The sequence below is a fragment of the Corallococcus exiguus genome (assembly GCF_009909105.1).
GTDB lineage: Bacteria > Myxococcota > Myxococcia > Myxococcales > Myxococcaceae > Corallococcus > Corallococcus exiguus.
Map to the genome: position 1 here is coordinate 89,025 of NZ_JAAAPK010000015.1, position 13,602 is coordinate 102,626.

The 13,602-nt window shown below is 71.0% G+C and carries 10 protein-coding genes; 7 read left to right on the forward strand and 3 right to left on the reverse strand.

Annotated elements, in window-relative coordinates; all coding sequences use genetic code 11:
* Positions 1-50 precede the first annotated feature (50 nt).
* The 6 genes from GTZ93_RS38500 to GTZ93_RS38525 all read left to right on the forward strand — a co-directional run bounded on the left by GTZ93_RS38500 (position 51) and on the right by GTZ93_RS38525 (position 7,203).
* The gene (locus tag GTZ93_RS38500; RefSeq protein ID WP_121761064.1) at positions 51-824 is read left to right on the forward strand and encodes an energy transducer TonB; all 774 of its coding nucleotides are present in this window, start codon (positions 51-53) and stop codon (positions 822-824) included.
* A gap of 31 nt (positions 825-855) precedes the next feature.
* On the forward strand, positions 856-1,614 hold the full coding sequence (locus tag GTZ93_RS38505; protein WP_139924058.1) for a MotA/TolQ/ExbB proton channel family protein: 759 nt from the start codon (positions 856-858) through the stop codon (positions 1,612-1,614).
* Complete coding sequence (locus tag GTZ93_RS38510; protein WP_120599766.1) at positions 1,598-2,008, forward strand: ExbD/TolR family protein; 411 nt, start codon at positions 1,598-1,600, stop codon at positions 2,006-2,008. Before GTZ93_RS38505 ends, GTZ93_RS38510 begins: the two co-directional genes overlap by 17 nt.
* A gap of 16 nt (positions 2,009-2,024) precedes the next feature.
* Entirely contained in the window at positions 2,025-2,456 is a 432-nt protein-coding gene (locus GTZ93_RS38515) for an ExbD/TolR family protein (protein ID WP_121782288.1), read from the forward strand.
* 145 nt (positions 2,457-2,601) lie between these two features.
* Positions 2,602-5,796 (forward strand): TonB-dependent receptor domain-containing protein, encoded by a 3,195-nt coding sequence (locus GTZ93_RS38520; RefSeq protein WP_161663311.1) that lies wholly within the window; start codon positions 2,602-2,604, stop codon positions 5,794-5,796.
* 33 nt (positions 5,797-5,829) lie between these two features.
* A complete protein-coding gene (locus GTZ93_RS38525) occupies positions 5,830-7,203 on the forward strand; it encodes a hypothetical protein (protein WP_139923564.1) in 1,374 nt (457 codons plus the stop codon).
* 70 nt (positions 7,204-7,273) lie between these two features.
* On the opposite strand, the gene GTZ93_RS38530 is transcribed toward GTZ93_RS38525, so the two are convergent.
* The 3 genes from GTZ93_RS38530 to GTZ93_RS38540 all read right to left on the reverse strand — a co-directional run bounded on the left by GTZ93_RS38530 (position 7,274) and on the right by GTZ93_RS38540 (position 10,394).
* Entirely contained in the window at positions 7,274-7,768 is a 495-nt protein-coding gene (locus tag GTZ93_RS38530) for a hypothetical protein (protein WP_121761068.1), read from the reverse strand.
* A gap of 137 nt (positions 7,769-7,905) precedes the next feature.
* Complete coding sequence (locus GTZ93_RS38535; protein WP_315967413.1) at positions 7,906-9,027, reverse strand: metallophosphoesterase family protein; 1,122 nt, start codon at positions 9,025-9,027, stop codon at positions 7,906-7,908.
* The gene (locus GTZ93_RS38540) at positions 9,024-10,394 is read right to left on the reverse strand and encodes an undecaprenyl diphosphate synthase family protein (RefSeq protein WP_257979338.1); all 1,371 of its coding nucleotides are present in this window, start codon (positions 10,392-10,394) and stop codon (positions 9,024-9,026) included. The genes GTZ93_RS38535 and GTZ93_RS38540 overlap by 4 nt, the downstream gene beginning before the upstream one ends.
* Positions 10,395-10,719: 325 nt before the next feature.
* On the opposite strand from GTZ93_RS38540, the gene GTZ93_RS38545 reads away from it, so the two are divergent.
* The gene (locus tag GTZ93_RS38545) at positions 10,720-13,551 is read left to right on the forward strand and encodes a serine/threonine-protein kinase (RefSeq protein ID WP_139920227.1); all 2,832 of its coding nucleotides are present in this window, start codon (positions 10,720-10,722) and stop codon (positions 13,549-13,551) included.
* Positions 13,552-13,602 lie beyond the last annotated feature (51 nt).

Below are 13,602 nucleotides of genomic sequence, written 5' to 3' on the forward strand. Positions count from 1 at the left end.
ACGGAGCCTGAACCTTCGTGACACACGGTGTCGCTATATGCGTCCCCGTCATGTTCGAAACGTTCGACAGCGCTTCCAGCGCCCCCGCCGCCCGGCGGTTCGCGCTCTCCACCACCGCGTCGGTCGCCGTCTTCGGACTCATCGCCGTGGCGGCGATGACCGCGGCCAACACGGTGAAGGAAGTCATCAAGGAGAAGAAGGTGGACGTCGTCTTCCGTCCCCCTCCCCCTCCGCCGCCTCCCGTCGTGGAGGTGAAGCCGCCGCCCCCGCCTCCGCCCGTCGCGAAGCCTCCTCCTCGCGCCGCGCCGCCTGTCGCCAAGGCCGCTCCTCCGCCCGCGGCGATGCCCACCGTCGCTCCCGCGCCGTTGAAGGCGCCGGACGCGGTGCCGCTCGACAAGCCGCCTGAAGCTGAGAAGGAAGTCGTCGCCGCGGCGCCCATGGCCGTCGGTGGCACGGGCACGCTCGTCCCTGGCGGTGTGGTGGGTGGCACCGGCAGCGGCGAGGGCATGGCCATCGGTGGTGGCCGCGCGCAGCCCATCAACCTCCCGGAGGCGGGGACGCCGCCGGAGCCGCTGGCCTCGAACCTCATCCCCGAGTACCCCGCCGACGCCCGCTCCAAGGGGCTGGAGGGGATGGTCATCCTCAAGGGCGTCGTCGAGGTCGACGGCCGCGTCACCGGCCTCAAGGTGATGCGCGGCGATGAGCCCTTCGCCAGCGCCGCGCTGGCCGCCGCGCGCACGTGGCGCTTCAAGCCCGCCGTCGTGTCCGGTCAGCCGACCGCCGTCTTCCGCATCTTCAAGGTCCCGTTCCGCCTCAAGTCCTGACGCCTTCCTCCCCCTTCGGAAAGCCACAGCCATGAACTTCAATCTCAAGGAAATCTACGCGCACATGGGCGTCTTCGCCCTGGGCATCGCCTGGACGCTGATCGCCTTCGCGGTCGCGTCGCTGGCGGTGTTCTTCGAGCGCCTGTTCGTCTTCTTCCGCTCGCGCGCCGCGTCCCGCCAGTTCGCGGGTCGCGCCGGTCCGCTGCTCGCGCAGCAGCAGCACGACGCGCTGGTGAAGGAGGCGGACGGCAGCAAGAGCAGCCACCTGGCGATGCTGCTGGGCGGTGGCATGAAGACGTTCCTCGCCAGGTCCCGCGCTCCCGCCGGGAAGCTGGGCCCGGTGGAGCTCACGCGGCGCGACCTGGTGCGCATCAACGAGCGCATCACCGCGGACGTGCGCCGGGGCATGTCGGTGCTGGCCACGGTGGGTTCGGTGGCGCCGTTCGTCGGTCTGCTCGGCACGGTGGTGGGCATCATCGAGGCCTTCGCCGGTATCGCGAAGGAGGGCTCCGGTGGCCTGGGCGCGGTGTCCGCCGGTATCGCCGAGGCGCTCGTCGTCACGGCGCTGGGCCTGCTGGTCGCCATCCCCGCGGTGCTGATGTTCAACTTCCTGTCCACCCGCGCGGACGCGCTGCTGCTCTCCCTGGAGCAGGCCCGCAGCGAGTTCATGGACCACCTGGAGGACATGTCCGGCGACAAGCGCGCGGTGGCGGCCCACGGCGGCGCGCACGCGACGGGCTCCGACGTCGTCTCCACGCGGACCGAGGCGGGCGATGTCGGCCACGCGTAAGAGCAGCCTCACGCCGGAGATGAACGTGACGCCGCTGGTGGACGTGGTGCTCGTCCTCCTGATCATCTTCATGGTCGTCACGCCGCAGCTGGAGGCCGGCGCCGCGGTGGAGCTGCCCGCGGCGATGAACCCGGATCCAGAGAACAAGAACCTGGAGCCCACCACGGTGAGCCTGGCGTCCAACGGGTCGTTCTACCTGGACCGCAAGCAGCTGACCCGGGACGCGCTGGTGGTGGAGCTCAAGGCGCTGCACCAGGCGAAGCCGGACGCGCCCGTGGTGCTCAAGGCGGACCGGGGCGTGGCGTACGCGCAGGTGCGCGGCGTGTTCAAGGCGATGCAGGACATCGGGTTCCCGGGCATCAGTCTCCAGGTCATCGACCGGAAGAAGAACTGAAGGGAAGGCACGCGCCATGGCTTTCGACGTCGGTGGCAACAAGGGCGGCGGCGTCCGCCCCACGATGAACGTGACGCCCCTGGTGGACGTGGTGCTCGTCCTCCTCATCATCTTCATGGTCGTCACGCCGCTGATGACCAAGAACCTGTGGATGAACGTGCCCGCGAAGCCGGACAAGAAGGAGGACACCCCGCCTCCTCCTCCGGACGCGAAGCCGCCGGTGGTGCTCACGGTGGACAAGGCCGGCACGCTGCGCATCAACCACGAAGAGGTTCCGCGCGACCAGGTGGTGGTCCGCCTGCAGCGCATGTTGAACGCGCGCGCGGACAAGATTGTCTTCTTCGACGCGAGCGACGCGGTGCCGTACGGAAGTGCGATGGAAGTGCTGGACCTGGCGCGGGGCGGGAACATCACCGTCGCCGTGCTGCCGGAACGACTGGCGGACTGACTCCAGGCGCCCCGCGCGCGGCTCGTGAAGCCGCGCGCGGTTCGTGACGCCGAGTTTTCCCGCCACCGCCACAGACGTCACAAACCCTTCATCCCAATGCCACGGGCGTCGCGTTGAGTGCGCGTCGCTGTCGGCAAGGAGAGCCGTGTTGTCTCGTACAAGCTTCGTGCGCGCCTGCGTGGCGTCACTCGTGCTCATCACCCTGCCTGCCTTCGCGCAGGCGCCCGGCGCGGAGTCCTCCGCGCCCGCCGCGCCTTCGCCCTCCGCCTCCCCGGGCCAGCAGCCGGCCGGAGAGCTTCCCCCTCCGCCGGGCACCCCGCCCGCCCCTTCCGCCCCGTCGCAGCCGGACGGAGCGCTGCCCACCAGCCCCGCGCCGTCCCTGGGCACGCAGCCCGGCAGCGCCGCGAATCCGCTCCCCACGCAGCCCGGCAACGCGGATCCGTCGCAGGCCGCGCAGCCAGGAAACGCGCCCGTGCAGGCCGGCCAGCCCGGCAACCTCACGCCGTCGCAGGCCGGTCAGCCCGTGGCTCCTTCGGCTCCGGCCGCCGCGCAGTCCGAGACGCCGGCTGACGGCGCCACGCCTTCGGACGAGGCCACGGCTTCCGACGAGGCAGCCATGGGCGATGAGGCCCTGGCCGAGTCCGCCGCGCCGCCCCCGGGCTTCACCGGCATCTACGGCCGGCTGACGGACGAGGCCAACGGTGAAGGCCTCATCGAGGCCACCGTGAAGGTCGTGACGGGCGCCGACAAGCAGGCCCTCACGGACCTGGACGGCAACTACCGGCTGGCGCTGCCGCCGGGCAAGTACGACCTGCGCGCCTTCTACGACGTGTACCAGGGCCGCCGCATCACGGGCGTCATCGTCACGAAGGGCAAGGCCACGAAGCTGGACGTCGCGCTCAGCGCGGACGTGGGCGCGGTGCAGGAGGTCGTCGTCGAGGCCCGCTCCGACCGCCGCGCGGAAGGCGCCCTGCTCCAGGACCGCAAGAAGGCCGCCGCCGTCTCCGACGCCATCAGCGCGCAGGAGATTGCCCGCACGCCGGACTCCAGCGCCGGTGACGCCGTGAAGCGCGTGGTCAGCGCCACGGTGGTGGACGGCCGCTACGTGCTGCTGCGAGGCCTGGGTGGCCGCTACGCCACCACGCTCCTCAACGGCGCGCTCCTGCCCAGCCCGGAGCCGGACGAGCCCAGCGTGCCGCTGGACCTGTTCCCCACCAGCCTGCTGGCCAACCTCAACGTGGTGAAGAGCTACACGTCGGACCTGCCGGGCACCTTCGGCGGCGGCACGCTGCTCATCGAGACCAACACCTACCCCTCCCAGTTCGAGTTCAAGCCGCGCCTCACCCTGGGCGGCGACACCGTCACCACCTTCCGCGAGCGCAACTCGCAGGCGCAGGGCGGCTTCGGCGAGACGCTGGGCTTCGCCTCCTCCGACCGCGCCCTGCCGGACGCGCTCCCCCGCGACCACCGCCTGGGCGCGGGCGGCGAGTCAGCGCAGCAACTGGAGAGCCAGTGGGAGAGCTTCACCAACGTCTGGGAGCGCCGCACCACGCGCGCCGTCCCCAACATGGGCCTGGGCGCGTCCCTGGGTGACACGCTGCGCTTCGGCAACCAGCGCCTGGGCTACCTGGCCACCGTCAACTACGGCCACCGAGACGGCGTGCAGACGGGTGACTTCGCCCGCGCCGCCCGCGACGAGTCCGGCAGTCTCATCTCCCAGGACGTGGCGCGCACCACGCAGGGCTTCTCCACCGCGAACCTCAGCGGCCTGGCCAGCGTGGGCTACCAGTTCGACCGCGACAACGAGCTGACCCTCTTCAGCCTCTACACGCGCGGCACCGACACGCGCACGTACACCGCCAACGGCAACAACAACGTGCGCGGTGACACCTACGCCAGCACCCGCCTCCAGTTCATCACCCGCGCGCTGTCCTTCACGCAGCTGCGCGGCTTCCACCGCCTGGGACTGCTGGGCGACTCCGAGGTGGACTGGCAAGCCAACATCTCCCGCGTGGACCGCGACGAGCCGGACACGCGCGACACGCTCTACAGCGCCGCCCTCAACAACCCGGACGCGCAGCTGTCCTTCCCCAACCAGCCCAACAGCGGCGAGCGCTTCTTCGCGGAACTGGGCGAGACGTCCACCGGCGGCAGCCTCAACCTCACCCTGCCCTTCACCTCCGACTTCCGTCTGAAGGTGGGCGGTCTCACCCAGGTGTCCTTCCGCGACTTCAACGCGCGCCGCTTCCGCTACCTGCTCACCGAGGAGCCGGTGGACCGCACCCAGTCCCCCGAGCAGCTCTTCTCGCCGGACAACGTGGGCACCTCCATCACCGTGCGTGAGACGACGCGCGCGGATGACGCCTACAACGCCTTCCTGGGCGTCTACGCCGGCTACGTGTCCGCGGACTACAAGCCCGTGGATCCGCTGCGCCTGGTGGGCGGCGTGCGCCTGGAGGCGTCCAACCAGCAGCTGACGCTCAAGGACCCCTTCACCGGCATGGAGAGCGACTCCGGCGGCGCGGACCAGAACTACCTGGACGTGCTGCCGTCGCTCAACGCGACGTACGCGCTGTCGCCGGAAGTGAACCTGCGCGCGGGCTACAGCTACACGCTGGCGCGGCCCACCTTCCGCGAGCTGGCGCCCTTCATCTTCTTCGACTTCGTGCGCCGCCGGAACGTGTCCGGCAACCCCGACCTGCTGGAGACGCGCATCCACAACGTGGACCTCCGCGCCGAGTGGTTCGTGGGCGAGAACGACGTGCTGGCCGCGAGCGCCTTCTACAAGCGCTTCCAGAACCCCATCGAGCGCGTCATCCGCAACCCGGACTCGGGCGACCTGGGCTTCGAGAACGCGGCGGGCGCGGACAGCTTCGGCGTGGAACTGGAGGCGCGCACGTCGCTGGCGCGCTTCAGCCCCGCGCTGCGTCCGGTGCGCGTGGGCGCGAACCTCACGCTCATCCAGTCGCAGGTGGACCTGGGTGACTCCGCGCTGGGCGCGCAGACGAACAAGGACCGTCCGCTCCAGGGCCAGTCTCCCTACGTGGTCAACGTGAACGTGGGCTACGAGCGGCCGGAGAGCGGCACCGAAGTGGCGGTGCTCTACAACGTGTACGGCCAGCGCATCAGCGAGGTCGGCGTGCAGGGCCTGCCGGATGTGTACGAGCGGCCCTTCCACCGCGTGGACATCAGCCTCACCCAGAAGCTCGGCGCGACGCAGCTGAAGCTGACCGCCGCGAACCTCCTCAACGCATCCGTCACCCTCCGCCAGGGAGACGTGACGGTGCAGACGTACAAGCCCGGCGTGGCGTTCACCGCGTCGCTCGGCTGGGCCCTGTAGTTGCTCCCATTCCCCTGAAAGGACGTATCCAACATGAAGAGCCTCTTTGCCTCCGTCCTCACCCTCTCCAGCATCGCGCTGCTCTCCGGCTGCGGCGACGACGAGCCCAACAACACCCCGGACGGCGGCGGTGATCCGCAGGCCACCGAGCAGGACGTGAAGGGCAGCATCAAGGGCGACACGACGTGGAAGGCCGGCACGACGTACACCCTGAAGGACTACGTGTTCGTGGAGAGCGGCACGCTCACCATCGAGCCGGGCGTCACCGTCAAGGGCGACACGGGCAGCGCGCTGGTCATCACGCGTGAAGCGAAGATCAACGCGGTGGGCACGGCGGAGAAGCCCATCGTCTTCACCAGCTCGCAGGCGGTGGGCACGCGCGCGGCCGGTGACTGGGGCGGCGTGGTGCTGCTGGGCAAGGCGCGCATCAACGTGGCCGGCGGCGAGAACACCATCGAGGGCTTCTTCGCCACCAGCGGTGACACGCGCACGAAGTACGGCGGTCAGGACGACGCGCACGACTGCGGCAAGCTGAAGTTCGCGCGCATCGAGTTCGCGGGCTACGAGCTGGCCGAGGACAACGAGCTCAACGGCCTGACGACGGGCGCGTGCGGCACGGCGACGGACATCGACTACGTGCAGGTGCACAAGGGCGCCGACGACGGCGTGGAGATGTTCGGTGGCACGGCGGGCCTGAAGCACATCGTCATCAGCCAGCCGGACGACGACGGCCTGGACTACGACCTGGGCTGGCGCGGCAAGGTGCAGTTCCTGGTGGTGCAGCAGAACGCCGTCGTGGGCAACCGCGGCATCGAGGCGTCCGGCAACAAGAACGACAACGGCGCGCAGCCGCACACGGTGCCGGAGATCTGGAACGCGACGTTCATCGGCTCCGGCCGTGCGGCGGGCACGACGCCGGCGCAGGAGGGCCTGGTGTTCAACACGGGCGCGGGCGGCCTGCTGCGCAACGTCATCGTGGCGAACTTCGCGGACTCGGCGGTCGACGTGGACGGCACGGCCTCCGCGGCGCTGTGGAACGCGGCCACTCCGGAGCTCTCCATCCAGAACACGTTCTTCTGGTCCAACAAAGGTGACACGGTCTCCATCCCGAACGCGCCGAACCCGAAGAAGGACGCGTCGGGCGCGGTGACGGACCCGGACGTGAGCAAGTTCGTGGAGGCGGAGAAGGTGCTGGCCTCGGGCCTGAGCAACAAGGTCCTGGATCCGCAGCTGACGGCGGCGCTGAACCTGGACGCCCCGAACTTCACCCCGGCGACGGGCTCCCCGGCGCTGAACCCGGACAACGCGGCCACCCCGGGCGCGGGCTTCGACACCAGCGCGCGCTTCGTCGGCGCGGTGGGCACCACCAACTGGCTGGCCGGCTGGACCTCGTTCCCGAAGAACTAGCCCTTCGGTGAACATGGACCGCGTGCTCCCGGAACGCCGTACGGGGGCACGCGGTCTTCTTTATCGCGGGCTACGACTGAAGCGTTGCGACAGCCTCGTCCTGCGCGCCGTCCGGGCCGTTGCCGTCCGTGAAGAGGTTGGCCACCGGGCGCAGCTTGGGGGGACGGCCGCGGCGGCGCGGGGCGTTGTCGTCGTTGCCCGGCGCAGCGCCCACCGGCTCCATCTGGGCCTGGCCCGCCTTGCGCACCGGACGCGGCAGGTGGATGGCCTCCAGCTTCGCTCCCAGCTCTCCGTCGTCCTCCGCGAACACCTTCGCGTAGGCCAACGCGCGCTGACCCTTCTGGAGCAGCGACTCCTGGCTCTCGTTCAGGGCGTGCCTCGCCGCGTCCAGCGCCGCCTGCGCTCGGGCCACTGCTTCCGCCTTCTCACGCACGTGGGCCGCGGACTCTCCCAGCACCGCGGTGTCCACGTCCGGGAACTTCACGTCCGCCAGGTCCGTGGCGAACAACTCGAGCAGCGCGCGCAGCGCGGGGGAGATGGAATCGTTCTCGGGGGTTTCGAACATGGACAGGCCTCCTCACAAGGCGTCGTTGAACGCCGCCTATCTGCCCAGATGTTCAGTGCCCTTTCAAGGGGGTCTTCTAACCGGCCGGAAAGTCGGCCCCGCAGCCACCGTCAAGGCCCCAAGGGCTCTGGCGCTGATCAATCCACCCGCACCAGCCCCACCTCTCGCACACCCGCCGATGGATCCACGTCCACCGCCAGGAAGTGCCGGCCCACCCCGTCGAAACGCTCCGGAATCGCCCCGCCCCCTCCAGAGATGTACGCCGGGATGCCCGCGTTCGAGAACGAATAGTAGGAGTGGATGTGGCCGTAGAGCGTCAGGTCCACCCCCGCCCGCGCCATCTTCCCCACCAGCCCCGCCGCCTCGTTGCGCACCGCGAAGCCTCCACCCCGGACCCCAATCGGATCCAACGGCGGAATGTGCATCGCCACCACGTGCACCGCGTCTCGCGCCTCCTCCAACCAACCGTCCAGCGCCTCCTCCACCATCGGATCCACCGTGCTGCTGCCGGAATCCACCAGGCTGAAGTGCACGCCATGGAAGGTGAAGTGCTGGCTGCCCCGGCCCACCAGCCGCTGGTACTCGCGCGCGTCGTCCGTGAAGGTCTCGTGGTTGCCCAGCGTCGCGAACAGGGGAATCCGCGAGCCCGCCTCCAGCCGCTGCTGGAACTCCTCCAGCTGCTCGCGCGTCCCGTACTCCGTCAGGTCCCCCGCGAAGAAGATGAAGCGCAACGTGGGGTCCTGGTTCAGCCGCGCGTAGACGTCCCCCACCTTCGACAGCGCCTCCTGCACGTCCGCCAGCGCCGCGAACCGGAACGGCTCGCGCACGTCCCAGTCCGGCGGCGCCACGGTCAGCCGCATCGTCGTCCCCGTCCGCAGGGCCACGCGCCACGCCTTCACCGTCGGGTGCGCGTCCGGCATCGCAACCACCGTCAGCAGCGTGCCCGCTTCGTCCACGGCGTCCAGCACCGCGTCCGGCATCGCGTTGTGCACCATGAACAGCCAGTCCGTCCGCGCATCCGCGCCCGCGGTGACTTTCGTGGTGAACACCGGCGCCTGCCCCCACAACTCCAGCGTCCCAGACGCCAGCGTCCGCACCGACGCGAGCCCGCCCTCCACCTCCACCGTCAGCGCGTCCGCCTCCGCCTGGCCCACGCGCGTGTCCCGCACCGCGCGGTCCTCGCTGGGGCGCACGCAGCCCGCCGTCAACAGCGCCGCCGTCAGGCCCAGCGCGCCCAGTGCACGAAGTCCTCCGCTCACGTGTCACCTCCCACCGCGTACACCAGCGACACCCGCCCCATCAGCGCGCCACCCGCCTGCGCCTCCGCCGCCACGCCCCAGCGCTCCGTCACCAGCACGCGCCCCTTCAGGCCGAACGAACCAATCATCCCGCCGCCCCGGCCTCGCAGCCCTCCCACCAGTCCGTCCTTGCGGTGGTCGTAGAAGAGCACCGCCTCGCCTCGCAGCGGCCCGCCCCGCCCCAGCCACACGCCGTAGCCGAACGTGTAGAGCAGCTGGCCGTACAGGTTGTCGTCGTCCACGCGCCCCGGATAGCTGTAGCCCTGGAATGACAGCCCCACGCCGCCCTCCACGAACGAGCCCGCGAAGCGCGGCCCGAAGCGCTCCATCGCGTAGCGGCCCTTGAGCCCCACCTCCCCGCCTCCCAGCGTGAAGCCCTCCGTCGGGTAGCGGTGGTACGTCGCGATGCCCTCCACGTCCAACGACGTCCCGTCCCCCAGTCCCGGCGTCCGCTCCGGCGCGCCCCACAGCCGGTAGGCCGCGCCCGCGCGGATCAACGTGTTGCCCTCGTCCGGCGCCAGCCGCGCGGACGCCTGGAGCCGCACCCTCGACAGGCGCGCCACCGCGCCCAGCGCGAAGAAGTTCCGGTAGTCCGCCGTCGCGTCGTGCACGTACTGGTAGCCCAGGTCCAGCTCCAGCGGCGGCAGCGTGTCCGGCACCCGCCCCGGGTCGAACGCCGGCGACGTCACCGCGTACAGGTTCGCCAGCATCGACAGCGAGAACACCCCCGCCCCCGTCAGCGTCACCGCGTACAGCGGCCCGATGGTCTTTCGCGACGCGCCCGTCAACGCGATGGGCACCAGCCCCGCGGCGATCAACCCCAGCCCCGTCGCCTCCGCCGCGAACAGGCCTCGCGCCGTCACGGAATCCCCCGCCGTCCACGCACCCAACCCGTGCAGCAGCAACCCCGGCACCACCGCGACCGCCACCGGCAGCGCCTTGAGCGGCGGCCTCGGCGCGTCCTCCGTCAGGCGCACACGCGGCTCCGACACCCGGCCGCCTTCCATCGCACCCGGAGATTCCGGCGCCACCACCGGGCCGGACTCGGCCGCGGACGCCGTGGGCACCGGCCGGGGCCCCTCCTCCGTCAGCACGCGGGCCATCACCTCCGGCGGCACCACCGACGCGCCCGAAGCCCGGCGCTTCGGCACGTCCCGGGGGATGTCACTCCCGCCCAGCTCGGGACTGCTCGCCAGCAGCTCGAAGGCGGACAGCCAGCCGCCGCCGTCCTGCGCCCGCGCGGGCCCCGAGGCCAGCCATAGCCCCAGCACCACCACGAAGGTGGCTCGCGCACTCCACACCGGGCGCCCATGCCCCATGACCGTCATCTCGCTTCCCTGGGAGCGGCCTTCCACCCCTCCCACCCCGGACCGAAGCCCGGAATGGCGCAGGTGATAACCCCGCCCCCGGAATGCGCTGAACGAAGCAGCGTGAAGAAGTGTGAACCGGCGCAACAGTCCGCCTCACATCCCCCTCCCACCCACCTGGGACATCGCGTCACTCCCGAGGGCCGTTCCGACCCACCAGGACGTCCGCTCCTGGCCGGACAGCACCCGGAGCGAAATCTTCGCATGCCATGCGAGCGCGGTCGGGACTTTCGGTGGAAGGCGAGTATGCTGGGGCTTCCCCAAACCCGGCCTCGCCTCCCCGCCCGTGGCAGAACCCAGTCCCCAGCAATTCGGCAAGTACGTCCTGGTCTCCAAGCTTGCCGCGGGAGGCATGGCGGTCACCTACCGCGCGCGTATGACGGGCGCGATGGGCGTCACCAAGCCCTGCGTCATCAAGCAGATCCTCCCGCACTTCGTGGACGACCACGACTTCGTGGAGATGTTCATCGGCGAGGCGCGCCTCGTAGCGGGCCTGACGCACGGAAACATCGCGCAGGTCTTCGACTTCGGTGAGGTGGACGGGCAGTACTTCATCGCCATGGAGCTGGTGCACGGCCAGCCCCTGTCGAAGGTGCTGCGGCGCGCGTCGCGCGCGGGCATCGGCTTCTTCCCGCAGCCGCTGGCGCTGCACATCGCCGGCAAGCTGTGCGAGGGCCTGGACTACGCGCACCGCCACGTGGGCGAGGACGGCCAGCTGCTGGGCCTGGTCCACCGCGACGTGTCCCCGGACAACGTCCTCATCTCCTACGAGGGCGAGGTCAAGGTCATCGACTTCGGCATCGCCAAGGCCACGAGCGTCGTGGAGGCCCGGACGTCGCCGGGCACGCTCAAGGGCAAGTACCCCTACTTCTCCCCGGAGCAGGCCCAGGGCCGTCAGGACCTGGACGCGCGCACGGACGTGTACGCGGCGGGCATCGTCCTCTACGAGATGCTCTGCGGCCGGCGCCCCTTCGAGGGCGAGTTCGTCACCGTGCTGCCCCGCATCATCCAGGGCGACTGCCTGCCCCCGTCCGCCGTCAACCCGGCCATTGGCGAGGACCTGGAGACCATCGTCGCGCACGCCATGGCGGTGGACCGCGAGGCCCGCTACCAGACGGCGAAGGACCTGAGCGAGTCCGCGGTGGAGCTGCTCTACCGGGACACGCCGCGCTTCACGCCCACGATGCTGAGCCAGCTCATGACGTACCTCTTCGCGGAGGAGCTGGCCGCCGAGGGACGCAAGGTGGAGCTGCCGCCCGGCTTCAAGGAGCAACTGGCCGCGTGGCAGTCGCCGTCGTCGGAGCCGTCCCAGGGCCGCGCGCGGATGCCGTCCAGCAACGGCCGGTCGTCCAACCCCGGCAGCCCCGGCGTGTCCCGCCCGTCCAGCCCGGGCGTGGCGCGGCCCTCCAGCCCCGGCGTGCGCGCCTCCGGCAGCTCACCCGGCCTGCGCCCCTCCACGGATGGCGCCCCGCGCCGCTCGGCCACCCAGGCCACCGCCGTGCGCAGGAGCACCACCGGCGTGCGCCGCGTGACGACGCCAGGGGGCACCCGCGAGAACACCGGCACCGGCCGCCGCCCCCTGCCGCCCGAGCTTGCCTCCGAGCCGGACACCGACGGTGGCACGGAGCCCACGGCGATGCCCCGGGCGCTGCCCACGCTGGCCGCGCCGCATGACACGCCGGTGGAGACGGCCATCGCGCCGGAATCGCCGCGACCGCCCGAGCCGCCCGAGCCCGAGGAGATGCAGGCCCCGCGCGCCCGCACCACGGCGGACGACGCGCGCGACAAGCTGGCCGCCGAGGCCTCCGAGCGCGAGGGCAAGCGCACGAAGCAGGTGCGCCAGCTGAGCATGCTCGTGTTCGGCATCACCGGCGTGCTGCTCGTCATCGGCCTGTTGATCCACTTCCTGTCCCCGGCCGAGGAGGGCGACGTCTCCAACGAGCCCGTCGTCCTGTGGATCACCTCCAAGCCGGAGGGCGCCTCCGTCGTCGTCAATGGCCGGCCGGTGGGGAACACGCCCAGCCGCATCATCGGCGCGGATCAACGGACGCCCCACACCATCGTCGTCACCAGACCGGGCTACCGCGCCTGGACGCGGCGCTTCACGCCCAACCAGGCGGAGGTCCACGTCAAGGCGGAGCTGGAGGTGGCGCCCGGTACCAGCCAGATGGCGTCGGAGATTCCCACCTCCAACAAGCTCGACGCGGGCGCTGAGGCCACGGACGCGGGCACGGGCGCCGTCGTCGCCGCGGTCAATGCTGGCGAGGACGCGGGCACCTCCCTGGATCTGGACGGAGGCCTGGCCGCCACGGACGCGGGGACCGGGTCCACCGAGCCCGCCGCCGACCCGCTGGCGAACGACAAGGACCGCGACATGCGGCGCGCGGACTACCCCACGCGCCTGCTGGTGCTGCGCCCCATGTACAACGCGCTGCCGCTGCCGGAGTACCCCACGGCCACCATCGACGTGTCGCCCGGCGCCGCGTACTCCGTGTGGACCGAGGGCAGCGCGGCGTTCGCGGACGGCGACGGCACCGCGTCCGGCACGCTCGTCTACTACGCGGAAGGCGACCTGCCGGCGGACAACACCGTGGGCTTCATCAGCAGCGCGCCGCGCACCCTCAAGGGCGCGAAGAAGCTCCACTTCTTCGCCCTGGACGACACCGGCCTCGAGGACAACCGCGGCTCCATCCGCGTGCACCTGCGGCAGTCCGCGTACATCCCGCCCCGCTCCGTGCTGTTCGAGCCGGAGAAGAACGCCCTGGTTGTGAAGCCCCAGCACCAGATGCACCTGCGCGGCCTCAACCCCAAGTCCACCTACGCCTTCACCGTGCGCGACGACTTCGCGGAGGTGCGCTCCGGCACCAATGGCCGTGTGCACACGGTGCTGTGCGTGGAGAAGGGCCCCAAGGCCGGGTCCGTGCGCAGCTCGCACCGCCTCTTCGAGACGGGCAAGCGCTACCAGGTGTCCGGCGTGGAGGACCTGCGCTGCGTCTTCCCCGACCTGCAGTTGGGGGACAACCAGGGCGCGCTCGACTTCGACATCGTCGACGTGACGAACATGTCCCGCAAGGAACGCGCGGAGGCGCTGCGCGGCGCCAAGCGCTCCGAGCGGTAGCGGACAGGCACCCGGGCCCCCGCCCGGGAGCACGTCCAGCAGGCGGCCGTC